Annotated in this window: 23 protein-coding genes, 1 tRNA gene and 2 pseudogenes; 9 read left to right on the forward strand and 17 right to left on the reverse strand. The window is 52.2% G+C overall.

Annotated elements, in window-relative coordinates; translation table 11 throughout:
• Positions 1–21 precede the first annotated feature (21 nt).
• On the forward strand, positions 22–375 hold the full coding sequence (locus WKJ03_RS00305; RefSeq protein ID WP_337840155.1) for a hypothetical protein: 354 nt from the start codon (positions 22–24) through the stop codon (positions 373–375).
• 37 nt (positions 376–412) lie between these two features.
• Here the strand turns inward: WKJ03_RS00305 and WKJ03_RS00310 are convergent, their stop codons facing one another.
• From WKJ03_RS00310 to WKJ03_RS00325, 4 genes are all read right to left on the reverse strand, one after another.
• Entirely contained in the window at positions 413–976 is a 564-nt protein-coding gene (locus tag WKJ03_RS00310; protein WP_337840156.1) for an NAD(P)H nitroreductase, read from the reverse strand.
• A gap of 106 nt (positions 977–1,082) precedes the next feature.
• The gene (locus WKJ03_RS00315; protein ID WP_337840157.1) at positions 1,083–2,486 is read right to left on the reverse strand and encodes a glycogen synthase; all 1,404 of its coding nucleotides are present in this window, start codon (positions 2,484–2,486) and stop codon (positions 1,083–1,085) included.
• Complete coding sequence (glgC, locus tag WKJ03_RS00320; protein WP_337840158.1) at positions 2,486–3,718, reverse strand: glucose-1-phosphate adenylyltransferase; 1,233 nt, start codon at positions 3,716–3,718, stop codon at positions 2,486–2,488. Before glgC ends, WKJ03_RS00315 begins: the two co-directional genes overlap by 1 nt.
• Before the next feature lie 304 nt (positions 3,719–4,022).
• The gene (locus tag WKJ03_RS00325; protein WP_337840159.1) at positions 4,023–6,059 is read right to left on the reverse strand and encodes an NADPH-dependent 2,4-dienoyl-CoA reductase; all 2,037 of its coding nucleotides are present in this window, start codon (positions 6,057–6,059) and stop codon (positions 4,023–4,025) included.
• Positions 6,060–6,236: 177 nt separating this feature from the next.
• On the opposite strand from WKJ03_RS00325, the gene sppA reads away from it, so the two are divergent.
• On the forward strand, positions 6,237–8,120 hold the full coding sequence (sppA, locus tag WKJ03_RS00330; RefSeq protein ID WP_337840160.1) for a signal peptide peptidase SppA: 1,884 nt from the start codon (positions 6,237–6,239) through the stop codon (positions 8,118–8,120).
• A 100-nt stretch (positions 8,121–8,220) separates the two neighbouring features.
• On the opposite strand, the gene WKJ03_RS00335 is transcribed toward sppA, so the two are convergent.
• Positions 8,221–8,311, reverse strand: a tRNA-Ser gene (locus WKJ03_RS00335).
• A 170-nt stretch (positions 8,312–8,481) separates the two neighbouring features.
• Between WKJ03_RS00335 and WKJ03_RS00340 the strand changes: the two genes are divergently transcribed.
• From WKJ03_RS00340 to WKJ03_RS00360, 5 genes are all read left to right on the forward strand, one after another.
• Positions 8,482–9,150, forward strand: coding sequence for a Bax inhibitor-1/YccA family protein (locus WKJ03_RS00340; protein WP_337840161.1), 669 nt, complete (start codon positions 8,482–8,484; stop codon positions 9,148–9,150).
• 71 nt (positions 9,151–9,221) lie between these two features.
• Positions 9,222–9,566, forward strand: a complete 345-nt coding sequence (locus tag WKJ03_RS00345) for a DsrE family protein (protein ID WP_337840162.1) — start codon at positions 9,222–9,224, stop codon at positions 9,564–9,566.
• Positions 9,566–9,919, forward strand: a complete 354-nt coding sequence (gene tusC, locus WKJ03_RS00350) for a sulfurtransferase complex subunit TusC (RefSeq protein ID WP_337840163.1) — start codon at positions 9,566–9,568, stop codon at positions 9,917–9,919. The genes WKJ03_RS00345 and tusC overlap by 1 nt, the downstream gene beginning before the upstream one ends.
• A gap of 1 nt (position 9,920) precedes the next feature.
• Positions 9,921–10,172, forward strand: coding sequence for a DsrH/TusB family sulfur metabolism protein (locus tag WKJ03_RS00355; RefSeq protein ID WP_337840164.1), 252 nt, complete (start codon positions 9,921–9,923; stop codon positions 10,170–10,172).
• Positions 10,160–10,495, forward strand: a complete 336-nt coding sequence (locus WKJ03_RS00360) for a TusE/DsrC/DsvC family sulfur relay protein (RefSeq protein WP_337840165.1) — start codon at positions 10,160–10,162, stop codon at positions 10,493–10,495. Before WKJ03_RS00355 ends, WKJ03_RS00360 begins: the two co-directional genes overlap by 13 nt.
• 109 nt (positions 10,496–10,604) lie before the next feature.
• On the opposite strand, the gene WKJ03_RS00365 is transcribed toward WKJ03_RS00360, so the two are convergent.
• The 8 genes and pseudogenes from WKJ03_RS00365 to lrp all read right to left on the reverse strand — a co-directional run bounded on the left by WKJ03_RS00365 (position 10,605) and on the right by lrp (position 17,771).
• Positions 10,605–10,808 (reverse strand): hypothetical protein, encoded by a 204-nt coding sequence (locus tag WKJ03_RS00365; protein WP_337840166.1) that lies wholly within the window; start codon positions 10,806–10,808, stop codon positions 10,605–10,607.
• Entirely contained in the window at positions 10,808–12,112 is a 1,305-nt protein-coding gene (gene serS, locus WKJ03_RS00370; protein ID WP_337840167.1) for a serine--tRNA ligase, read from the reverse strand. Before serS ends, WKJ03_RS00365 begins: the two co-directional genes overlap by 1 nt.
• A 6-nt stretch (positions 12,113–12,118) precedes the next feature.
• On the reverse strand, positions 12,119–12,493 hold the full coding sequence (gene crcB, locus WKJ03_RS00375) for a fluoride efflux transporter CrcB (RefSeq protein WP_337840168.1): 375 nt from the start codon (positions 12,491–12,493) through the stop codon (positions 12,119–12,121).
• Positions 12,486–13,817, reverse strand: coding sequence for a replication-associated recombination protein A (locus tag WKJ03_RS00380; protein WP_337840169.1), 1,332 nt, complete (start codon positions 13,815–13,817; stop codon positions 12,486–12,488). Before WKJ03_RS00380 ends, crcB begins: the two co-directional genes overlap by 8 nt.
• The gene (gene lolA, locus WKJ03_RS00385; protein ID WP_337840170.1) at positions 13,814–14,425 is read right to left on the reverse strand and encodes an outer membrane lipoprotein chaperone LolA; all 612 of its coding nucleotides are present in this window, start codon (positions 14,423–14,425) and stop codon (positions 13,814–13,816) included. Before lolA ends, WKJ03_RS00380 begins: the two co-directional genes overlap by 4 nt.
• Before the next feature lie 30 nt (positions 14,426–14,455).
• A pseudogene (locus WKJ03_RS00390) lies at positions 14,456–15,952 on the reverse strand (DNA translocase FtsK); the annotation flags it as partial.
• A 702-nt stretch (positions 15,953–16,654) separates the two neighbouring features.
• Positions 16,655–17,161, reverse strand: a pseudogene (locus tag WKJ03_RS00395) (DNA translocase FtsK 4TM domain-containing protein); the annotation flags it as partial.
• Between the two features lie 124 nt (positions 17,162–17,285).
• Positions 17,286–17,771 (reverse strand): leucine-responsive transcriptional regulator Lrp, encoded by a 486-nt coding sequence (gene lrp, locus WKJ03_RS00400; RefSeq protein ID WP_337840171.1) that lies wholly within the window; start codon positions 17,769–17,771, stop codon positions 17,286–17,288.
• 135 nt (positions 17,772–17,906) lie between these two features.
• Here lrp and ald point away from each other — a divergent pair, with 135 nt between their 5' ends.
• Together ald and WKJ03_RS00410 are read left to right on the forward strand one after the other, a co-directional pair.
• Positions 17,907–19,028 carry an alanine dehydrogenase gene (gene ald / locus WKJ03_RS00405; RefSeq protein WP_337840172.1) on the forward strand — a complete coding sequence of 374 codons (1,122 nt, stop codon included), beginning with the start codon at positions 17,907–17,909 and terminating at the stop codon, positions 19,026–19,028.
• Between the two features lie 64 nt (positions 19,029–19,092).
• On the forward strand, positions 19,093–19,551 hold the full coding sequence (locus WKJ03_RS00410; protein WP_337840173.1) for a DUF192 domain-containing protein: 459 nt from the start codon (positions 19,093–19,095) through the stop codon (positions 19,549–19,551).
• On the opposite strand, the gene WKJ03_RS00415 is transcribed toward WKJ03_RS00410, so the two are convergent.
• The 4 genes from WKJ03_RS00415 to pyrD all read right to left on the reverse strand — a co-directional run bounded on the left by WKJ03_RS00415 (position 19,542) and on the right by pyrD (position 22,634).
• Positions 19,542–19,793 (reverse strand): DUF2960 family protein, encoded by a 252-nt coding sequence (locus tag WKJ03_RS00415; protein ID WP_337840174.1) that lies wholly within the window; start codon positions 19,791–19,793, stop codon positions 19,542–19,544. The two genes, WKJ03_RS00410 and WKJ03_RS00415, sit on opposite strands and share 10 nt — an antisense overlap.
• Complete coding sequence (locus tag WKJ03_RS00420) at positions 19,771–20,904, reverse strand: 1-acyl-sn-glycerol-3-phosphate acyltransferase (RefSeq protein WP_337840175.1); 1,134 nt, start codon at positions 20,902–20,904, stop codon at positions 19,771–19,773. Before WKJ03_RS00420 ends, WKJ03_RS00415 begins: the two co-directional genes overlap by 23 nt.
• Before the next feature lie 87 nt (positions 20,905–20,991).
• Entirely contained in the window at positions 20,992–21,522 is a 531-nt protein-coding gene (locus WKJ03_RS00425; protein ID WP_337840176.1) for a hypothetical protein, read from the reverse strand.
• A 101-nt stretch (positions 21,523–21,623) separates the two neighbouring features.
• Complete coding sequence (gene pyrD, locus WKJ03_RS00430; RefSeq protein ID WP_337840177.1) at positions 21,624–22,634, reverse strand: quinone-dependent dihydroorotate dehydrogenase; 1,011 nt, start codon at positions 22,632–22,634, stop codon at positions 21,624–21,626.
• Positions 22,635–22,650 lie beyond the last annotated feature (16 nt).

Consider the following 22,650-nt stretch of genomic DNA (forward strand, 5'->3'; position numbering starts at 1 on the left):
TTCAATCTAAAGGGATCTTCAATGAAAAAAGTCTTATTACCTCTGCTGGTTTTGAGTGGTGCCGCCAGTGCGGCCACGATGGAATGCATGGTGGATACTGCAGCTTATGATGAGTGGCAGGTGGGGTATTGTTCAGCCATGGAATTCACCTTTGATAACAATACCAATCTGGCGTTATGGCGCATCACAGGCGTCACCAAAACTGTTTCTCAGGTTATTTGGTCGGATGCCACTTCGGGCTGTGCGGCCACAGCCTTGAGCTGCAATAAACAAATCCGGCCTTATCAGGAACATTTGGGGAAAGCGACCATTTTATATTCAGACGGAACCTGGGAGCAGGTGCAGGCAACAGCGCACTTTGAAACTGGTTTTTAGTGGCAGTCAGGCTCCGGTCGGAGCCTGCTTTTTGAGGTCAGCCCTGAAAATCCTGAAAAAAACCTTCCGGGCTTAATGGCTGACGCGGCGGCACATCCAAAGCGCAGGTGCCCAGGTACAGATAACCGACAATTTCATCATCTTCACCCAGTTCCAGCGCCTGTTTAACAAACTCATACTGGGTGTAGGCACCACTGCGCCAGATCCCACCAAAACCCAGCGCAAAAGCCGCCTGCTGCATAGCCATCACAGCACAGGCAGCAGATTGGATCTGTTCAGAAAAAGGCACCTTCGGGTGTTCCACGCATTTAGCGATACAGGCAATCACCATAGGCGCCCGCAGTGGCAACTGACGCGCTCGCTCCACCACTTCATCCGACACCGAAGGGTCGTCCTCCAGCGCCGCTTCGGCAAAGATATCGCCCAGTTTCTGCAGTGCCTGCCGGCCATTAAACACCACAAAACGCCAAGGTCTCAAATGACCATGATCGGGTACCTGCAAGGCGGCCTGCTTAATCAGCTGCAAATCTTCCCCCGCCGGTGCAGGTTCGGTCAGGCGTGGTGAAGAATAACGAGTGGTTAATAGGGTCACAGCATCCATAATTCGACTCCGGCTCAGCGATCTAAATGCAGCGTAAGGCTAACAGACTTCGTTTTCCGACGACAACAGCTTTCTCTGGGTCCTTGACTGACCGCTTATCTGCTACTCAATTCAGCAGCTGCTGATACAGCGCCAGATAGGCCCTGGCGGCACTGCCCCAGTCAAAATTCTGCTGCATCCCTCTTTTACGGATTTGCAGAAACTTTTCCTTTTGCTGATAAAGCGCCATCGCCTGTTGCAATGCCTGAAGCACAGCTTCAGGTTTGGGCTCGTTAAAACGAATGCCCGTAGGTTGAGGCTGGTCCAGTCCCTGCACCGTATCCTTCAGGCCGCCTGTTGCCCTCACCAGCGGCAAAGTGCCATATTTCAGGCTATACAACTGATTCAAACCACAGGGCTCAAACAAAGATGGCATCAGGAAAAAATCACCAGCCGCCTCCAGTAAGTGAGATAAGGCCTCATCAAAACCATGAATAAACCGCAGCTGATGCGGATACTTCAGTGCCAGCTGCTGCAAGCTATCCACGTACAGCGGTTCGCCTGTGCCCATCAACACCACATAAGCCTGAGCAGAGGTTAACCATTGCTCTAGCGCCGGGATCAGATAGTCATAGCCTTTTTGCCCGGTCAGGCGGCTGACACTGACAAACAGCGGCCAGTCGGTGTCTGGCAGCTTGCAGTGACGCAACAGCTGCTGCTTACAGTGCAATTTGCCAGTCAGATCGACAGGGCTGAAATGGTGAGTCAGGTAGGGGTCAATAGCCGGGTCCCAGATTTGGTCGTCTACCCCATTGAGAATACCGCTGAAATCCTGCCGTCGTTGCTGATACAACTGGCTTAAACCATTGGCAGCCGGTTCTTCCAGCAGCTCAGCCGCATAGCCCTGGCTGACGGTGACCAGTTTGTCGGCATAAACCAAACCACAAGCAAGCAGGCTTGGCCTCAGCTGAGGCAAGCCCCAGCTTAATTCGTTGGCATAAAGCTCAGCCATGGATAACGGCTGCTGATAAGCCCCATTGTGCACTGTGAACACAAAACGGCAATTGGGCAACGCCGCCGCATAAAGGGTTTTCAGATAACAGGCAGCGGCACCGGTTTGCCAGTCATGACCATGGATCAGATCCGGTTTCCAGTCCTGTTCCAGGCACCATTGCAAAGCAGCTTTGCAAAAGAAACTGAAACGGCGCGCATTATCCGGATAGCCATGCAGGCCGTCATCATAAGGCCGCTCTCGACCAAAGAGTTCATGATGCTCCAGCAGATAGAGCGGCACTTCCTGCGCCGCAACCTGACGTACGGCACAGCCCATGGCCTCACCAGCCAGACTGAAATACACAGACTGCCAGTCAGGCGTCAGCGCTACATCGTACAAAGCACCATAACGTGGCAGCATCACCCGGACATCCACCCCGGACTTTTGCAAGGCAACCGCCAAAGCCCGGGTTGCGTCGGCCAGACCCCCTGTTTTGATCAGACCTTCGTATTCACTGCACAAAAACAACACGCGCATTAATCAAACCCTATGACTGCCCCTTTAGGTATTACAATAACCCCTTCGGATGAAACATGAAAACGCTGTTTATCCAGTACTTCATCCTCACCAATCACTGTACCTGGCGCTATTTTGACATCTTTGTCGATAATGGCGTGCCGAATACGGCAGCCACGGCCAATATCGTTGTTCCCCATCAGCACGGATTTCTCCACGTACGCATGGCTGTGGATATGGGTGTTGTAGCCAAGAATAGAGTGGTACACGATGGACCCGCTGACGATACAACCTGCAGCCACCATCGAGCTGATGGCCTGCCCTGTCCGGTTCGCTTCATCATGCACAAACTTGGCGGGTGGCATCGGCGGCGTGTAGCTGCGCAGCGGCCAGTGTTTGTTGTACATATTCAGCGGTGGCTCCACCGCTATCAGGTCCATATTGGCTTCGTAGTAGGAATCGATGGTGCCGACGTCACGCCAGTAACCTTTGGATTCGTCTTTTTCACCACGAATTAAATTACTTGAAAAGTCATACACATACACATCACCAGACGGATACAGCTCAGGAATAATGTTGTGGCCGAAATCGTGCTTGGAATCTATTTTGACGGCGTCTTCATTGAGCACATCCACCAGAGTTTTGGCTTCGAAAATATAATTCCCCATTGACGCCAGTACATAACCAGGCCGGCCAGGAATGGTTTTAGGGTTTTGCCTGGGTTTTTCTTCAAAGCCAATCATTTTACCCGTGGCATCCACTTCAATGATGCCAAATTCATGCGCCTGTGATACAGGTACAGGAATAGCTGCCACCGTCAGGCGGGCCCCCAACTGACGATGGAAATCCAACATCTGCCGCACATCCATTTTGTAAATATGGTCGCCCCCAAACACACAGACATGCTCAGGGTCCAGACCATGGATCAGGTGAATATTCTGATACACTGCATCCGCGGTGCCCAGATACCAGTGTTTACCTGTTTGCATCTGAGCCGGAATAGGGTCGATAAATCTGTTGGTCAGGCCAGTCACCCGCCAGGCCCGGCTTAAGTGCTTCATCAGTGAATGTGACTTAAACTGAGTGATGACAAAAATTTGCAGCAGATCAGAATTCACGAAGTTATTCAGCACAAAATCGATAATGCGGTAATTTCCGCCAAAAGGCACTGCAGGTTTGGCTCTAACCCCAGTTAACGGTGCCAGCCGGGTTCCTTCTCCCCCGGCCAGTATCATGGTAAGTACACCTGACATCGAACACTCCCCTGTATGATAGTCTTATTCTGCTAAGCAAGGCTGAGGCCAGCTTGTGGGGATACGGCACAAATTCCCTGCCCCCGCCAGTTTCATAACGCTCACAGCGTCAAAGTCTGTGACCTGAACGATCACTTCAGCACCAATTTGGTGCAAGCCCTGCACAGTGCACCAACTGAACGCCTGTTGTTCTTTGCATTCGTATGCATGAGACAGAGTAAGGGATATCAGGCAAAAAAAAACAGGGGGTAACCCCTGTTTTGTAAAAATAATGTGCTCAAGCCAGATTACAGTCTTTGTTGCATTATAAACGGGCAGCCAGTTCAGCGCCTTGCCGGATCGCTCGTTTGGCGTCCAGTTCCGCTGCCACGTCAGCCCCACCAATCAGGTGCACAGACAAGCCACTGTCTTTGAGCTGTTCAAACAAAGTGCGTTCACTTTCCTGGCCGGCACACACCACCACGTTGTCCACCGCCAAGCAACGTTGCTGCCCGTCCAGCGTGATCCAAAGCCCGTTATCGTCCACCTTGTCGTACTGCACTGCACTGAACATTTCCACATTTTTCTTTTTCAGTGAACTGCGGTGGATCCAGCCAGTGGTCTTACCCAGACCCGCCCCCACTTTGCTGCTTTTACGCTGCAGCAGAAAGACTTTACGTGGTGCAGCTTCAACCACCGGCTCAGCCAGCAGGGCCCCACGCTGCTGATAGGTTTTATCAATACCCCAGTCTTTCAGCCAATGCTCAGGCTGCAAAGTCAATGACTCAGGTTCCGTCAGGTATTCCGCCACATCAAAGCCGATACCACCGGCCCCGATAATGGCGACATTCTGTCCGACCGGCGCATGATCACGCAGGACATTCAGGTAACTCAGTACTTTAGGGTGGTCACTGCCTTCCAGCTGCAGTTGCCGCGCTTTAATGCCTGTCGCAATGACTATTTCATCAAACCCGGCTTGCTGCAAACTCTCTGAAGTCTGCTCCTTGCCTAATTCCAGCTTCACCTGATGCAGTTTCAGCATTTGTGCAAAGTAACGCAGCGTCTGATGAAATTCTTCTTTGCCCGGTACCTGTTTGGCATAGTTAAACTGACCACCGATTTCTGTCGCTTTGTCAAATAAGGTGACCTGATGGCCTTTACTGGCGGCATAAACACTGAATGCCAGGCCAGCGGGCCCGGCTCCAACCACAGCGATTTTTTTCACTGTGCTGGCTTTGCCGAAATTCAGCTCGGTTTCGTAACAGGCTCGGGGATTGACCAGGCAACTTGCCCGTTTATTTTTAAAGATATGGTCCAGACAGGCCTGATTACAGGCAATGCAGGTATTGATCAGGTGCGACTGTCCGGCTGCGGCTTTGTTGACAAACTCTGCGTCTGCCAGGAAAGGCCGTGCCATACAGACCAAGTCCGCCTGACCGCTGGCCAGGATGGTTTCGGCCACTTCAGGTGTGTTGATGCGGTTGGTGGCGATCACCGGAATACCCACTTGTGAACGGACCTGTTCGGTGATCCAGCTAAAGGCGGCACGGGGCACCATGGTGCCTATGGTCGGCACCCGGGCTTCGTGCCAGCCAATGCCGGTATTGATGAGCGTCGCACCCGCCTGTTCAACCCATTTGGCCAACTGCACCACTTCGTCATAGCTGGAGCCTTGCTCTACCAAATCCAGCATCGACAAGCGGTAAATAATAATAAAATCCGGGCCACAAGCTTCACGCACCGCCTTAACCACTTCCAGCGGCACACGGCAGCGGTTTTCATAACTACCGCCCCATTGGTCCGTTCTGTGATTGGTTCTGCTACAAATAAACTGGTTTAGCAAATAGCCTTCAGAACCCATAATCTCCACGCCGTCATAACCGGCTTTTTTCGCCAGCCTGGCTGAATGGGCAAAATCGCGGATGGTACTGCGAATGGCGGAATCAGACATAGCCTTGGGCTTAAAAGGCGTGATAGGTGACTGGATTGCACTGGGTGCCACACTGAATGGATGATAGCCATAACGGCCGGCATGCAATAACTGCAGACAAATTTTGCCACCATGCTGATGCACGGCCTGCGTTACCTGCTTGTGTTTAGCGGCCTGCCACCACCAGGTCAGTTGACTGCCAAAAGGCACCAGATTGCCACGAAAGTTCGGGCTGATACCGCCGGTAATGATCAGGCCAACGCCGCCTTTGGCCCGTTCAGCGTAAAAAGCTGCAAGTTTACGAAAACCCTGTTTTTCTTCTTCCAGACCCGTATGCATGGAGCCCATGATCACGCGGTTGCGCAGTTGTGTGAAACCTAAATCCAGGGGTGCTAATAAATGTGGATACGCCACGGCCTTCTCTCTGGTCATACCTGTTGAATGGGGTGAATGTAGCTGTTTTGCCATTGCTGCGCAAGCACTGCCGAGGATCGGCACAAGTTGCTGGCCACAAGATGACACACATTTGGTTACAAATTCCATCTGAGCTTTATGCCGACATTGGTTAGCATGGAGGATAGACAGGATTTTTATTGAAGGAATGGTTCTATGTCTGAACAAAAACAAGGTTTTATCCGCAGGTTCTTTGGCGCCATCTGGCGCGGCATCAGTGCGCTTCGTCACTTCACATTTAACGTGATTTTTCTGCTGATCCTGGTGTTCATCCTGACTTCCATCTTTTCCGGTGGCGATAAAGTTGAAATTGCACCCAGTTCTGCGCTGGTGCTGAACCTGGAAGGTGACCTGGTAGAAGAAAAAACCTACATCGATCCCCTGGATGCGGCCATCAGTGAAGGTATGGGAGGTGAACCCGAAAACCCAGAGGTTCTGGTCAGTGATGTGGTGAAAACCATTGATGCCGCTGGCAAAGATCAGCGGATCAAAGCCATAGTTCTGGATTTATCCGCGTTGCGCTCAGGTTCAATGGACAAGCTGACGGCCATTGGCACTGCCCTGTTGACCTTTAAACAGGCAGGCAAAAAAGTTTTTGCCACCGGCGACTATTACAGCCAGAACCAGTATTTCCTGGCCTCTTATGCTGACAGTATCAACCTGAATCCAATGGGCACGGTGTTATTAGAGGGTTTTGGCAGCTATCCGATGTACTACAAATCGGCACTGGAAAAACTGAAAGTGACGACCCATGTATTCCGCGTTGGTACCTATAAATCCGCAGTGGAGCCTTTTATCCGTGATGATATGTCAGACGAAGCCAAAGAGGCCAACCGGGCCTGGTTGACCGAGCTCTGGACAGGTTACAAAGCCCAGGTGGCAGAACGCCGTGGTTTTGACCATGGCAGCTTTGACGAAACTGTGTTGGGTTTGTATCAGAAGCTGCAGGCGGTGTCCGGTGATATGACCCAATATGCCCTGGACGCCAGACTGGTTGACACAGTAAAAACCCGCGAAGAATTCCGTCAGGACCTGATTGCGCTGGTTGGTGAAAACTCAAAGCACAGCTTTAACCAGGTGAATTTCGATGACTATGCAGACCAAGTGCTGATGCCGGCTTTTGACAACCCTATGATGGATAAAGTCGCTGTTGTGGTCGCACGTGGCACTATAGTCGATGGCAACGCCAAAGCAGGCACTATAGGGGGGGACAGCACCGCCGCCCTGCTGCGTCGTGCCCGTCTGGATGACAAAGTCAAAGCCGTGGTGCTGCGTATTGACAGCGGCGGCGGCAGTGCCTTTGCCTCTGAGGTCATAGGTCAGGAAATTAAACTGCTCAAAGCCGCTGGCAAACCTGTGATTGCCTCCATGGGAGCGGTCGCCGCCTCAGGTGGTTACTGGATAGCGGCACCTGCCAATGAGATCTGGGCCGCCCCCACCACCATCACCGGTTCTATCGGCATTTTTGGTCTGTTCCATACCCTGGAAAACGCCATGCCGGTGTTGGGCCTGAACACCGATGGAGTCGGCACTACGGAGCTGGCCGGTTTGAGTGCTGGCTTACCGCTGTTTAAAGGCCTGAGCGCTGATATGGCCAATATCTTCCAGTTGCTGATTAACAAAGGTTATGACGACTTTATCAGCATGGTGGCAGAGCATCGCGGCATGACCAAAGAGGCGGTAGACAAAGTGGCTCAGGGCCGGGTCTGGACCGGCACCAAAGCACTGGAGTTAGGGCTGGTTGATAAACTGGGCAGTTTTGATGATGCCATTGCTGCAGCAGCGGAAAAAGCAGGCCTGAGTCATTACGATGTTTCGGTCATTGAGCAAGAGCTGAGCCCCAGCGAACAGCTGATGAAGGATTTATTTGCCTCAGACGCGATGACTGCATTGTTGCCTCAGACAGAGTCGAACATGGCCTTTGCTCCACTGCTGCAGCGGCTCAGCGCACAGATCAAAGCAGATTTCGCCACGCTGAAAGAGTTTAACGACCCGAAAGGAATGTATTCGGTGTGCTTTAGCTGCAACGCTGTGCAGTAAAGCGCAACTCAGACACAAACCCGCTGCGGCGGGTTTGTTGTAGTGATTGCAGAAAAGCAAAAAGCCGCTTCACTTTCGCTAAGCGGCTTTTTTGAATAAGTGGCGGAGGGAGAGAGATTCGAACTCTCGGAAGGCTATTAACCTTCGCCGGTTTTCAAGACCGGTGCATTAAACCGCTCTGCCATCCCTCCGGCGCCGCGTATATTAATCAGATCAGCGTGGAAAGTAAAAGTTTTTTTTCACTTTAAAGAAAATAAGATAACTGTATGAATTGATTTGCAAAGTACCGGCTGGTTCTTTCTGAACTTCCCAAGTAAGATAAGGTCAGAGCAACTAACAGTCTCATAGAGGGGGAAAGTCTATGTCTTATCAACCATCAATGCACAGCAGCACCTACAGTCAGGTTGGTGAAACCAACAAGGTTCTGCGTAACACCTACTTTTTATTGGCAATGACACTGGCCTTTTCGGCCTTGACTGCCGGCATCGCTATGGCGATGAACTTCGGCTTTGGCGTGGCACTGGTGTTGTCACTGGTCGGTTTAGGTCTGGTGTTTGTGGTACAACGTAAAGCAGACAGCGCCAGCGGCATCTTCTGGACCTTCGCCTTTACCGGCGTGATGGGTGCTTCTATTGGCCCTCTGCTGAACCGCTTTGCCGCTATGGCCAATGGTCCCGAACTGATTATGCAGGCGATGGGCCTGACCGCCGTCGCGTTTTTTGCCTTGTCAGCCATTGCGCTGTCCAGCCGAAGAAACTTCAGCTTTATGGGCAACTTCCTGTTTGTTGGCCTGATTGTGGTGATTGTTGCCGGTTTGGCCAATCTGTTCTTCCAGATCCCAGCCCTGCATCTGGCCATCAATGCGGCTGTAGTGCTGATTATGTCGGGTCTGATTTTATTCGACACCAGCCGTATTGTGCATGGCGGCGAAACCAACTACATCCGCGCCACAGTCAGCCTGTATCTGAACGTATTTAACCTGTTTACGTCCTTACTGCAGTTATTGGGCATTATGGGCAACGACGACTAAAACTTTCGGCTCTGCTGTGATTTTTGTACAATGCCCCGCTTAGCCGGGGCATTGCTTTTTTTGGAGGCAACATGATTGCTGTATTGCTGCAGTCTGCTGTATTGCAGGGGCAAGGTTTTGCGTCAGCTTTGCGCTTTTTAGAGCATTGTGTGGCTCAAGGTAAACAGGTCGATTCCGTATTTTTGTACCGTGACGCGGTGTGGGCTGCCAGTGCAGCCATTGATTTACCGTCAGACGAGCCGGATTTAGCTGCGCTGTTGCGCCAATGCTGTGCACAGCAGCAAATCCCCTTGTTGTATTGCGTGACTGCCGCCGAAAAACGGGGGGTCACTGCAGTGGCCGAACCTTGTATCGCGGCTGGCCTTGCCGAATTCGCCATGCGGTTATCGCAAGTCAAACAACTGGTGCAGTTCTGATGAAAATTGCCATAGTTCATACCAAAGCGCCTTTTGACGGTGCTTATGCCCGGGAGACTCAAGACCTGGTGCTGGCGCTGGCTGCCGTCGATTACGAGCTGAGCCTGGTGTTTTGCGATGACGCTGTCTACCAGTTAATGCCTGGTCAGGACAGCACTGCGGTACAGATCAAAGATTTGCGGCCACGTCAGAAATTGTTTGAACTCTATGACATCGACAGGCTGTATGTTTGTGCCGAATCATTGCGCCAGCGTCAGCTGACTGCCGAGCAGCTGCAAGGCCCGGTGCAACTGCTGGAAGGCCCGCAGCTGAACCAATTGCTGGCATCACAGCAGCATCTGATAGGAGCCTGAGATGCTGGTGATCCTGCAGCAAAACAGAATACCAGCCTGCCTGAGCTGGCTGACCGCAGAAGACCAGGTGCTGTTACGTCATGAGGCGGTCTATTTGCAGTCGCAGCTGAGCCATTGTGCAGCGTCTGTGTTGGTCAGCAATACGGATCTTGCCGTCAGGGGTATGCAGCCCTCTGACTCTGTGCAAAGCTGCGAAGATCCGCAAATTCACCAATTGGTGCTGGAGAACCCATTAAGTTTATGTCTGAGCTGAGTATTGAAGGGGTTAGTTACCCGCTGGATAAACACGGTTACCTGGCCGATTTGAGCCTGTGGAACGAGCAGTTGGCGTTGGCCTTTGCTGCACTGGAGCAGATAGAGATGACTGATGCGCACTGGGAAGTGGTGCATTTTGTTCGCAACTTTTACCAGCAATACCAGACCTCACCAGCCATTCGGTTACTGGTGAAAAGCATGGGGGAAAAACTGGGGCCGGACAAAGGCAACAGCAAGTATCTGTTTTTATTGTTTCCGGAAGGACCAGCCAAACAAGCCACCCGTATTGCAGGTTTACCCAAACCGGCCAAGTGCCTGTAAACACATCGCCGAAAAATGCTCCTGCTATTTCGGCATACCGTACATCCTGTACATCGCCGGACAGTGCTCCTGCCATTTCGGCATACCGTACATCCTGTACATAAAGCTGCTAACGCAGCTTTTTATACATTGTCATGGCGGCATCCAGGCTGATCACCAGCACCAATACCGCCATCGAAATCAAAATAATCCAATACAACCAGCGCAACAGTATTTTGGTTGTGCTGGGCCTGACTTTACGCACCACTTTATGCTGAGGCAGTGGCCTCTGACCCGAGGCCAGCCACAGCACCAGGTGCAGAACAATCGCCATCACCCCAAGGAACCCAGGCTGATATGGGTTTTACCCCCCATATAAGGCCGCAGCACTTCAGGGATCAGCACGGAGCCATCGGCTTGCTGGTAGTTTTCCAGCACGGCGACCAGGGTGCGGCCCACAGCTAAACCCGAACCGTTCAGCGTGTGCAGCAGCTCCGGCTTTTTGCCTTCTTCCGGGCGGAAACGGGCTTGCATACGGCGCGCCTGGAAATCCCACATATTGCTGCACGACGAAATTTCGCGGTAGGTATTCTGTGCCGGTAACCAGACTTCCAAATCGTAGGTCTTGCAGGCACCAAAGCCCATATCGCCGGTGCACAGCAACATCACGCGGTAGGGTAACCCCAGCAGTTGCAGTACTTTTTCAGCGTGGCCTGTCATTTGCTCCAGCGCTTCAAAAGATTTTTCCGGATGCACCAGTTGCACCATTTCGACTTTATCAAACTGGTGCTGGCGAATAAGGCCGCGGGTGTCGCGGCCATAGGAGCCCGCTTCACTACGAAAACAGGGTGTATGCGCCGTCATTTTTATGGGCAATTCAGCCAGATCAAAAATCACATCCCGCGCCAGGTTGGTTAATGGCACTTCAGAGGTTGGGATCAGTGACATGCCCTGACCTTCTTCAGTCGCAGGTTTTGTGTGAAACAGATCGGCACCAAATTTCGGTAACTGGCCTGTGCCAAACAGCGAATCGGAGTTCACCAGATAAGGCACATACATTTCGGTGTAACCATGCTGCTCTGTATGCAGGTCCAGCATAAATTGCGCTAAAGCCCGGTGCAGGCGGGCGATTTGACCACGCATCACGACAAAACGGGAACCGGCAATTTTTACCGCATTCTCAAAATCCAGGCCTTGGTCCAGCGCTTCGCCAAGTGCGACATGGTCTTTTACATCAAAATCAAAACTGCGGACTTCGCCCCAACTGCGGACCAGTTGGTTGCCTGTTTCGTCCTTGCCAGTTGGCACCGATTCATGCGGCAGGTTTGGAATGGCCTGCACAATAGCGTCCAGCTGCGCCATCACAGTGTCCAACTGTTGTTTGGCAAGATCCAGTTCAGCGCCTAAGCCGTCCACTTCGGCCAACAGCGGAGCTATATCCTCTCCCCTGGCTTTGGCCTGACCTATGGACTTGGATTTGGTGTTACGCAGGTTTTGTAGATCCTGGGTTTTCACCTGCAGATCACGGCGCTGTTGTTCCAGCTGTTCAATGGCCGCAACATCCAGCGCGAAGCCACGGTCGGCCAGACGGGCGGCAGTCTGGGCCAGTTCAGAGCGTAAAAATTTTGCATCTAACATAATGATTTACTTCATAGTACCCAGCTTTACACCCAGCCAGGCTAAGGTTAAACATAACACCAGATTCAGTACAACATTCAGCACCGCCTTCGGCAGTTCGCCTTGTTGAACTAACAGAATGGTGTCCAGCGAAAAAGTGGAAAAGGTGGTAAAAGCACCAAGAAACCCAATACCAATCAGAGCCTTCCAAGGACTTACCGCCAGATGTTCGGTCAGAAACAGGCCGTACAGAACCCCCAGCACAAAAGACCCCAGAATATTAACCAGCAAAGTCGCAAAAGGAAATGCTTTGCCCAAAAGATGCAGGATAAATTCACCCAGGCCGTAACGGCAGCAAGCCCCCAAAGCACCACCAATGGCGACAGCGAGGTAACTATTCATCGGCATCCCTCCTTGATTCAGCATCTAACTGGCGTAAATACGCCAGCTTGTCCTGCAATTGTTTTTCCAGACCACGGTCGCTGGGCTGATAAAAACAAAGCCCGGCCATTTCATCAGGTAAATAGCGTTCGCCTGCCGCATAAGCACCGGGCTCATGATGGGCATAGCGGTAATCCTGACCATGGCCTTGTTGTTTTGCCAGCTTGGTTGGCGCATTACGCAAATGATTGGGCACCTCAAAGGACGGCTGCTGCTGCACAAACTGACGCATCTGATTAAAAGCGGTGTACACCGCATTACTTTTGGGCGCCAGCGCCAGATAAATAGCAGCCTGGGCTATGGCCCGCTCGCCTTCGGCCGGCCCCACCCGGGTGAAAGTGTCCCAGGCGTCCAGCGCCAGTGTCAGAGCCCGCGGGTCGGCATTGCCTATGTCTTCACTGGCAATGGCCAACAAACGCCGCGCCACATACAAAGGGTCACCGCCCCCTTCCAGAATACGGCAATACCAATACAAAGCGCCGTCCGGGTTCGAGCCACGCACCGATTTATGGAAAGCAGAAATCAGGTCGTAATACAAATCGCCCTGCTGATCAAAGCCAGGCAACTGCCGTGGCACCAGTTGCTGCAATAAGGCGGCGTCCACTGTGCGCATGCCATCCGTCTGGGGTGCCGACTCTACCGACTGCTCCAGCAAATTCAACAAACGTCTGGCGTCACCATCAGCGAGTCGCAGCAATAAGCGGCTGGCATCCTCAGTCAGTGCCACCTGTTGATGCTGCGCGGCAAAATGTGCCAGGGCCCGTTCTGTCACCCGCAGCAAATCCTCTTCTGTCAGCTTTTTCAGAATGCAGACCCGCGCCCGCGACAACATGGCGTTATTCAGCGCAAAAGCCGGGTTTTCGGTGGTGGCACCAATAAAAATAATGGTGCCATCTTCAATGTGCGGCAAAAACGCATCCTGCTGCGCTTTGTTAAAGCGATGCACTTCGTCAACAAACAACAAGGTGCGCTGGTTTTGTGCCAGCCGCTGCCTGGCCGCCTGGATTTCTTCGCGGATTTCTTTCACGCCTGCTGTCACCGCCGACAAGCGGGCAATACTGGCTTTGGCATAAAGCGCAATCAGCTCCGCCAGCGTGGTTTTGCCTGTGCCTGGCGGCCCCCACAGGATCAAGGATGAAATACGGCCAGCTTCAATGGCCTTACGCAGTGGGGTACCGGGCCCGAGTAAATGCGACTGGCCGACATAGTCGGCCAGGCTTTGTGGCCTCAGCAATGCCGCTAAAGGCCGGATTTCGTCGTGAAAATTAAATCCGAGACTGGTCACTTTTTACGTTGATCATCCACTTCGGCCGTTTTCGGAATGCTGAACTGAAACAGCTCCTGTGCCAGCGGCGTGTTGTATTGCACCAGAGTGAATTCAAAATCACTTTGCTGGCCGTTGCTGTCCAGCACTGTCATTTGTGACAAGGCCAGGCCGGAAAACTTCAGGCTGAGTTTTTTCACCGCGTTGTTCGGGTCTTTCGGCACTATATCAAACTGCTCGTTTTGCCCTGTCACCTGGTACTGCGCCCATAACTTCGGGTCGTGTGAGGTTAACAACACAAAAGGCGTTTTTTGCACCTGCTCTTTCGCATCATAAATACTGACCTGGTCCAGCACCTCCGCATAAAACCACAAGGTGGTGCCATCACCAATAAAGAGGTTGGGTTCAGGCGTCTGGGTTTCAAAACGAAACAGTGACGGTTGTTTCAGTGACAGCATGCCTTCACCCTGCTGGATCAGCTTTTTATTGGCATCCACCACAGTCTGGTTAAAGCTGGACTGAAAACTGGTCAGGCGCGCCAGCTTGTTTTGCAGCGCCGCCGCCTGGTCAGCCAGCAGTTGAAACGAACTGACACCACACAAAGCCACACTTAACAGCAAATACTTCATTTTTTCCTCAATGAGCCCTCTGGCTCTTTATTACATTCTTGGTGGCGGTGGTGCTAACACTTCGCGGTTGCCGTTATGACCGGCACCACTGACGATGCCACTCATTTCCATCTGTTCAACCAGACGGGCCGCGCGATTATAGCCAATCCGGAAGCGGCGTTGAACACTGGACACCGACACTTTGCGTGCTTCAGTGACAAAAGCCACCGCCTGGTCAAATAACGGGTCGGATTCAGCGTCATCGCCTTCCAAGGTTTCACCCGGCAACAGGCTGTCTTCGGTGGGTTCGCCATTCAGAATTTCGGCAATGTAGTTCGGGGTGCCGCGTTTTTTCCAGTCCGACACCACATTGTGCACTTCATGGTCATCAACAAAGGCGCCGTGTACTCGGGTGGGGACACCTGAGCCTGGTGGCAGATACAGCATGTCGCCCTGACCGAGCAGGCTTTCAGCACCTTGTTGGTCCAAAATGGTACGCGAGTCAATTTTTGACGACACCTGAAAGGCAATACGGGTGGGGATATTGGCCTTGATCAGACCGGTGATCACGTCCACCGATGGCCGCTGTGTCGCCAGCACCAGGTGAATACCGGCCGCCCGCGCTTTTTGCGCAATACGGGCGATCAGCTCTTCCACCTTTTTACCGACAATCATCATCATGTCAGCGAATTCGTCAATAACGACGACGATAGCAGGTAATTTATCCAGTACAGGCGGCTCAGAACGCATATCGTCCGATGGCTTCCACAACGGGTCTTTAATCGGCGTGCTGGCGTCTTGTGCATCCTGAATTTTTTGGTTGTAGCCTTTTAAGTTGCGTACCCCCAAAGCGGACATCAGCTTGTAACGGCGTTCCATTTCACCGACACACCAGCGCAGGCCATTGGCCGCTTCTTTCATATCGGTAACCACTTCGGTCAACAAATGCGGAATGCCTTCATACACCGACAACTCAAGCATTTTCGGGTCAATCATAAGGAAACGCACATCTTCCGGCGTTGATTTGTACAGCAGACTACAAATCATCACGTTCACACCCACCGATTTCCCCGACCCCGTGGTACCTGCCACCAGTAAGTGTGGCATGCGGGCTAAATCGGCCACCACGGACTTACCGGCAATGTCTTTGCCCAGCACCATGGTCAAAGGCGATTTGGACTGGGTAAACACCTCATCACCTATCACTTCTGACAACCGGACAATTTCGCGGTGCTGGTTTGGCAATTCCAAACCTATGTAAGACTTGCCAGGAATGACTTCCACCACCCGCACACTGATGGCGGACAAGGAACGGGCTAAATCTTTTGACAGACCGGTGATTTTACTGACTTTGACCCCTGGCGCTAAATCCAGCTCAAACCGGGTGACCACAGGACCTGGGTAAACCCCAACCACTTTGGCCTCAACACCAAAGTCCAGCAGTTTCACTTCCACCAGCCGCGAAACCCGTTCCAAATCCGCCGGTTCAATCGGATTGGTGGCTTTATCCGGTCTGTCCAGCAACGCAAGAGAGGGTAAATCCTCGGCACTGAAGCCGGCTTTGCGGGGCAGCGGACTGTCGTCTTCGTCATCCTCTTCTGACTGCACCTCGTCATAGTTTTGCTGCTGCAAAGCGGCAAAACGCTGCTCAAGCTGCGACAAGCGCTGCGCATCCAGCTGTTCATCGGCCGCGCTGAAGGTCAGATCATCATCCGCCAGCGTATCCACAGCGACAAAAGCACTGGATTGCGTTTGCTCATCCAGCGGACTGAAAGGCAAAGGCGCCACGTCGTCCTGCGCTGCAAAATAGCCGCGTTTGGGAGCCGTCACAGGCTCAGTCCAGGGCAGGTCAAAATCATCGTCGTCAGCGCCGGTCAGGCGCACCTGGGGGGCTTCTTGCACAGCAACAGGTGTCAACACAACAGCGTCCTGAATGGCCGTCGCTGACAGGCTGACCTCCCCCAAGGAGGGTTCCATTCTGGCACTGACATTGGGCATGTCCCCACCCAGCTCATGCTCAGACGTTATGCTGTCCGGTTGCCCGGCCGAAACACAGCGCACGGTGGCAGGTTCAGCGGCAGTGTTAGCCACTGCGTCTGCTGATAATAACGCAGCACCGGCCTGGCTAATTTCAGGACCCGGGCCAGCGAAGGTGTCTGACTGATACTTACGGCTTAACCACTGATTGAGTTTGGCTGGCAACCGCACGAGCCCACTCAGTGCGGCCCAGACCAAAGCGCCCAGTTCATCCGCCACAGTCACCCAGGAGATGCCGGTGGCCATGGTCAGGCCTGTACTCAAGCCGCACAGCAGTAACAAGGTAGTGCCAATAAAGTTGAAGTTTGGCAATAGCATGTCGGCCACCACATCACCGACCACACCACCGGATGAAAAGTAATAAATGTCATTAAAGTTGATACTGCTTATTGCACTGGCTGCCAAGACAGTCAGCACCAGCCCCAGCAGGCGCAGCCCCAGGATCATAAAATCCATCTGCAGCAGACTTTGAGCCCGGCGCAGTACCAGAAAGCCGCCTAATGCCACCAGTGGAGGCACCAGAAAAGCTATCCAGCCAAAACAAAATAACAGGATGTCGGCAAACCAGGCGCCTTTAGGACCCGCGTAATTGCGGATCTCGGCCTGATAACCGGCTTGGGACCAACTGGGGTCTGCCGGGTCAAACGATAGCAGCGCCAACAACACAAAAGCCGCAAAACCGAAGCACAGGATCAAGCCCACTTCAGACAGTCGTTGCATGGCATTTAACGAAAACAGTACCTGGGCGCGCACCCTGATGGCCTCATTCAACACAAATTTATTCCATTTACTTCTTAGAATTCTACAGTTTAAAGATACCAGAGACAGCTTTGGCTTGCACCCATTACGTCACTGCAACAAAGCTGGTCTGCTTTACTTCTTCCATCACCACATAAGTGCGGCTTTCCCGCACACTGGGCAGTCTGAGTAAGGTTTCGCCCAGGAGTTCACGATAAGCCGCCATATTGGCAACCCTGGTCTTCAGTAAAAAATCAAAACTGCCAGACACTAAGTGACACTCCTGGATCTCGTGGAGCTTTTGCACCGCTTTGCTGAACTCATCAAAATCTTCCGGTGAGGTTTTGCTCAGGGTGATTTCAACAAACACCAACAACTGAGCCCCCACCTTATTCGGGTCCACCAAGGCGGTGTAGCCCAGAATGTAGCCCTCCGCCTCCAGCTTACGCACCCGCTCCAGGCAAGGAGTGGCGCTGAGCCCTACCCTCTTCGCCAGCTCCACATTGGCTAAGCGACCATCGTGTTGCAGTTCTGTCAGAATTTTTCGGTCGATCCGGTCAAGCTTCTTGACACTTTTACTGGTCTCATACATAGCAGATAAAAATATGTTTATGGAGATGAATGCAGGATTAATAACTTAGATGAAGCCTAAAAACAACAGGTAATTCTGCATATCTCACTCTATACTAGCCAAAAATTTTACCAACCCCTACAGAGGCGGATAATTATGATTATTGGTGTACCAAAAGAGATCAAAAACCACGAGTACCGTGTCGGTATGACCCCGTCCAGCGTGCGTGAACTGGTTGCACACGGCCATCAGGTGTTTGTCGAACATAACGCCGGCTCCGGTATTGGTTTTGGTGACGATGCTTACCAGGCCGCTGGCGCAGAAGTGCTGGCTACCGCCGCAGAAGTTTTTGCCAAGGCCGAAATGATTGTCAAAGTAAAAGAGCCTCAGGCTGTAGAACGTGCCATGCTGCGCGAAGGCCAGATCCTGTTTACTTACCTGCACCTGGCACCGGACCTGCCGCAAACTGAAGACTTAATCAAATCCAAAGCCATTTGTATCGCTTACGAAACCGTCACTGACAACCGCGGTGGCTTGCCATTGCTGGCGCCAATGTCTGAAGTGGCCGGACGTATGTCCATTCAGGCCGGTGCCCGCGCACTGGAAAAATCCTGTGCCGGTCGTGGCATGCTGTTGGGCGGCGTGCCAGGGGTAGAACCAGCCAAAGTGGTGATCATCGGTGGTGGTATGGTCGGCACCAACGCCGCACAAATGGCCGTGGGGATGGGAGCGGACGTCACAGTGCTGGACCGCAGCGTTGACGTGTTACGCCGTATTGACGCTCAGTTTGGTGGCACAGTGAAAGCTGTGTATTCCACCGCTGATGCGCTGGAGAAACATGTACTGGCGGCTGATTTAGTGATTGGCGGTGTGTTGATCCCTGGTGCTGCAGCGCCAAAACTGGTGACTGCGGATCATATCAAGCGGATGAAACCGGGTTCCGCCATTGTGGATGTGGCCATCGATCAGGGCGGCTGTGTGGAGACGTCCCGTGCGACCACCCACGCTGAGCCAACCTACATTGTGGATGACGTGGTGCACTACTGTGTGGCCAACATGCCAGGTGCGGTCCCTCTGACCTCTACTTTTGCGCTGAACAATGCCACCCTGCCATTTATTATCCGTCTGGCGAATAAAGGCTACAAACAAGCCTTACTGGACGATGCACACTTACTCAATGGTCTGAACGCGATCAATGGTCAGGTGGTTAATCAGCACGTTGCTGACGCGCTGTCTCTGCCATACACTGACCCACGTCAGGCACTGGCCGCAGTCTAAGCGTTCAGTTTTATTCAGGAAAAGCCGGACTTTTTGGTCCGGCTTTTTTATTGGAGGATTTCCCATGTCACGTGCATTACTTCTGCTGACTCTGCTGTGCAGTTCGGCTTGTCAGGCGCAACAGAGCCCGTCAGCTCCGCTGCGGTTTGACAAAGAGTGGTTGCAGGTCGGTTCACAGCAGATTGAAGTGGAACTGGCCATCAGCCCAGAGCAACGGGCACAAGGCCTGATGGACAGGCCCAATGTGCAGACAGGCATGTTGTTTATCGGTGACAGAGTGCGGCCTATGGCATTCTGGATGCATAACACACCGTCCGCTCTTGATTTGGCTTACATCAAAGCCGACTGGACCATTGAACAGGTGATTGCACTGGAGCCTTTTGATAAAACCAGCCGCCCTTCCGCCGGACCTGTGCTGGGAGCGCTGGAAATGCCGCAGGGCTGGTTTAAAGCACACGGGATTCAGGCCGGTGACCGTATTCAACGTTGTGGTGAAACTGCCTGTGGTCAGGCTCAGGATTGAGCCTCCTCTTTCAGTAAGACCACATCGGTAAACCCTAAAGCGGCAAAGGCATTGCGGCGGTAATCTTTCAATGCCCCTTTGCCTTTGGCGGTCATCGCCACCTGTTGCTCCATCTTGCGAAAGGCCGTCAGATCCACCCCTTCGGCAGCCGCTGCGGCTTCAAAAGCGTCATGGTACTTGTCATAACTGAAGGGCTGCTGTTTCAGCACCCCTTTGTACTTATACTGCAAGGTTCTGGCCATAAGTTTCCCGTTGTTTAATTGCAGGTGCGGCATACATTTGTTCAACATAAGGACGTAAACCCGCAGGCAACGCAGCCAGTTTTTGCTGGTACTGTTGTTGGTCCGCCGCAGCAATTGAACGATCCGCCAGGCCAGCCGCCAGATAATTCACCGGGAAAAGTTTATAACCTGCCCAGATCTGCCGGTCGATTTCGTCTGCCACTTGTTCAGGTGTGGCAAAATCCCCCTGAAGCGGTGTGCCAAAATGCACATGTATGCGGCCTTTCTGTCCGGTAATACCACGCACTATGCTTTGAATATCCTCAAATTCTGCCTTTTGGTACTGACCTGTACTCCCCAGTTGATACAACTCATTGGCTTTGGCTTCATCCAGTGGGTCAAATTCATAGGACAAACAAACCGGGACCAGCTTTAATCCCTGAATATACGCAGCAAATTCTTCACCACGTTTTTTCCCTTCGATAAAAAACATTTTCAGAATAGCGTCATCCGTTTGGTCCAGGCCATCTTTGGCCCGACCTTCTTTTTGCGCTATCCAGATGGAATGCCCGGTTTCCAGGGAATGTTTGATATAGGCCGACAATTGGCTCAGAGCTTTGAGCATTTCGCGCGGCGCCTTGACCGAGCGTTTGACAATAAAACTTTTATTCAGCTTCATCAGCTCTGTGGCACAAGGCATTTTCAGTAAGTTGTCGCCAATGGCAATCCGCACCGTGTCCATGCCTTTTTGGTGCAGACACCAGTTGACCAGCGCCGGGTCCATTGCAATATCACGGTGGTTTGATACAAATAAATAAGATTGTTTCGGATCCAGGTGCTCAAGGCCGGACACTGTCATGCCACTGGAGCTTTGCCTCAGGCTTTGCTCCAGAAAGTCGGCAACCAGATGCTGAACATCCGCCACTGTTTTTAAACCACTGGCTTTACGTTTTAATAACCACCGCAGAAAGGGTGTAAATAAATAACGTACTGTTTTTGGCCAGCTGGCCAGACGGTAATTCAGAATAGCGTGTAAGAAGTCCTGATCATCCAACAGGCGGCTGATGGCCCCCTGCACTTCGTCATCATGATAAGGACGGATTTCCAGAAAAGGATCCGATTGAGTAGACACTAATGATTCATCCAGCACAAAAAAAGAAGCTGTATTCTACCTACAGCAGCCGTGCTGGCTAGTCCGATCAGGCAAAATACCCCGAAACTAAGCGGACAACAGATAGGCCGATCCTGAACTGAATGGGCTTAACCGGTTCGCCAGCACTCTGACATGACTGAGCGGAGAAAGTTCTTTGCCGGTCAGGGTTTGTACAGATTCCAGCAACAGGCAGTCTGCAGTCTGGCCTTCAGTGGCAAACAGCAACGCCTTCGCCTGACTTTGCCCTGCCAGCATAACCAGACTGTAATCCGCCAGAACGCGGGATGCGGTGCCGAAATGAAAATAATGGCTTTTTTGCACTGCCGCTGCAGCAAAATGCCGTATAACCATCAAACGCAATGCGCATTGCATCGCAAGGGCGTCAGGCACCAGGCTTTCCAGCTGTTCCAGTTGTTCCATCAACAAGCCGGCATGTTCAAGCGTCAAGGCCGCAACGCTTCCTTGAGTCACCGGACTATGGCGCAGTTGCTTTTGGCACAGGCCAGAGCAAAGCACAGTGGACTCATCCAGACAGAGTTGCAAGGTGCCTTGTTGCGGACAAAATTGCCAGCGCCAGTTGGGGTTGATAAACAGCATTCAGAGCATCCTTATTCAGTGATTGCTGTTTGTTCTACCCCAGCCTTTGTGGCTTGCCAAAGAATATTTGGTGCTAAGTTTGCAGGATCAAAAACTGATCCTTATAAGCTTTCCACGATCTCTTTAATCAACTGCGGACCTCGGTAAATAAAGTTGCTGTAAACCTGCAACAAGTTCGCTCCTGCTGCCAGTTTTTCCTGAGCCGCAGCCGCCGAATCAATACCTCCGACGCCGATGATAGGCAGCTTCGGACCCAGCGCCACACGCAGCTGCCGGATGATTTCTGTGCTTTTTTGCTGCACAGGTAAACCGCTTAATCCCCCCATTTCCTGGCCATGTTTTAAATGGGCAACCGCTGTTTTGTCCAGCGTTGTGTTGGTGGCGATCACACCATCCATTTTGCTGGCCAGCAAAGTTTCGGCCACTTGCTGCACAGCCACAGGATCCATATCCGGTGCAATTTTGACAAAGACAGGGACGTATTTGTCTTGCTGTGCCTGCAAATCCAACTGTTCATTTTTGACCGCTTGCAGCAAGTCCAGCAAGGCATCACCAAATTGCAGATCGCGCAGACCCGGTGTATTGGGCGACGAAATATTGACCGTGATGTAACTGGCATGGGCATAGACTTTGCGCATACATTCAATGTAATCGTCTTTGCCTTTTTCGTTGGGCGTATCTTTGTTTTTGCCGATATTAATACCAAGCACACCTTTGTAACTGGCCTTTTTCACGTTCTCGACCAGATAATCAACACCTTTGTTGTTAAAGCCCATCCGGTTAATAATGGCATGGGCTTCAGGCAAACGGAATAAGCGGGGTTTGTCATTGCCAGCCTGAGGCCGTGGCGTCACAGTGCCAACTTCAATAAAACCAAACCCCATCTGACCAAAGGCATCAATGCAGTCGGCATTTTTATCCAAACCAGCCGCCAGCCCCACCGGATTATCAAAATGCAGCCCGGCCACTGTCACAGGTTTCTTCGGTAAAGTTTGGCGCCATAACAAAGAGGCTGGCGTATTTTTCAGATGCTTCAGACTGCCCAGAGCCAGATGGTGAGAGAACTCGGCGTCGGTACAAAACATCAAAGAGCGGGCTAAAGAATAAAACATAATGGGCTGGCTTCTC

The organism is Rheinheimera sp. (assembly GCF_037442525.1).
Classification (GTDB): domain Bacteria; phylum Pseudomonadota; class Gammaproteobacteria; order Enterobacterales; family Alteromonadaceae; genus Pararheinheimera.

Excerpts from the sequence above, each read along its gene's own strand:
- WKJ03_RS00305 (WP_337840155.1), top strand. The coding sequence starts at position 22 with ATGAAAAAAGTCTTATTACCTCTGCTGGTTTTGAGTGGTGCCGCCAGT.
- WKJ03_RS00310 (WP_337840156.1), bottom strand. The coding sequence starts at position 976 with ATGGATGCTGTGACCCTATTAACCACTCGTTATTCTTCACCACGCCTG.
- WKJ03_RS00315 (WP_337840157.1), bottom strand. The coding sequence starts at position 2,486 with ATGCGCGTGTTGTTTTTGTGCAGTGAATACGAAGGTCTGATCAAAACA.
- glgC (WP_337840158.1), bottom strand. The coding sequence starts at position 3,718 with ATGTCAGGTGTACTTACCATGATACTGGCCGGGGGAGAAGGAACCCGG.
- WKJ03_RS00325 (WP_337840159.1), bottom strand. The coding sequence starts at position 6,059 with ATGACCAGAGAGAAGGCCGTGGCGTATCCACATTTATTAGCACCCCTG.
- sppA (WP_337840160.1), top strand. The coding sequence starts at position 6,237 with ATGTCTGAACAAAAACAAGGTTTTATCCGCAGGTTCTTTGGCGCCATC.
- WKJ03_RS00340 (WP_337840161.1), top strand. The coding sequence starts at position 8,482 with ATGTCTTATCAACCATCAATGCACAGCAGCACCTACAGTCAGGTTGGT.
- WKJ03_RS00345 (WP_337840162.1), top strand. The coding sequence starts at position 9,222 with ATGATTGCTGTATTGCTGCAGTCTGCTGTATTGCAGGGGCAAGGTTTT.
- tusC (WP_337840163.1), top strand. The coding sequence starts at position 9,566 with ATGAAAATTGCCATAGTTCATACCAAAGCGCCTTTTGACGGTGCTTAT.
- WKJ03_RS00355 (WP_337840164.1), top strand. The coding sequence starts at position 9,921 with ATGCTGGTGATCCTGCAGCAAAACAGAATACCAGCCTGCCTGAGCTGG.
- WKJ03_RS00360 (WP_337840165.1), top strand. The coding sequence starts at position 10,160 with ATGTCTGAGCTGAGTATTGAAGGGGTTAGTTACCCGCTGGATAAACAC.
- WKJ03_RS00365 (WP_337840166.1), bottom strand. The coding sequence starts at position 10,808 with ATGGCGATTGTTCTGCACCTGGTGCTGTGGCTGGCCTCGGGTCAGAGG.
- serS (WP_337840167.1), bottom strand. The coding sequence starts at position 12,112 with ATGTTAGATGCAAAATTTTTACGCTCTGAACTGGCCCAGACTGCCGCC.
- crcB (WP_337840168.1), bottom strand. The coding sequence starts at position 12,493 with ATGAATAGTTACCTCGCTGTCGCCATTGGTGGTGCTTTGGGGGCTTGC.
- lolA (WP_337840170.1), bottom strand. The coding sequence starts at position 14,425 with ATGAAGTATTTGCTGTTAAGTGTGGCTTTGTGTGGTGTCAGTTCGTTT.
- lrp (WP_337840171.1), bottom strand. The coding sequence starts at position 17,771 with ATGTATGAGACCAGTAAAAGTGTCAAGAAGCTTGACCGGATCGACCGA.
- ald (WP_337840172.1), top strand. The coding sequence starts at position 17,907 with ATGATTATTGGTGTACCAAAAGAGATCAAAAACCACGAGTACCGTGTC.
- WKJ03_RS00410 (WP_337840173.1), top strand. The coding sequence starts at position 19,093 with ATGTCACGTGCATTACTTCTGCTGACTCTGCTGTGCAGTTCGGCTTGT.
- WKJ03_RS00415 (WP_337840174.1), bottom strand. The coding sequence starts at position 19,793 with ATGGCCAGAACCTTGCAGTATAAGTACAAAGGGGTGCTGAAACAGCAG.
- WKJ03_RS00425 (WP_337840176.1), bottom strand. The coding sequence starts at position 21,522 with ATGCTGTTTATCAACCCCAACTGGCGCTGGCAATTTTGTCCGCAACAA.
- pyrD (WP_337840177.1), bottom strand. The coding sequence starts at position 22,634 with ATGTTTTATTCTTTAGCCCGCTCTTTGATGTTTTGTACCGACGCCGAG.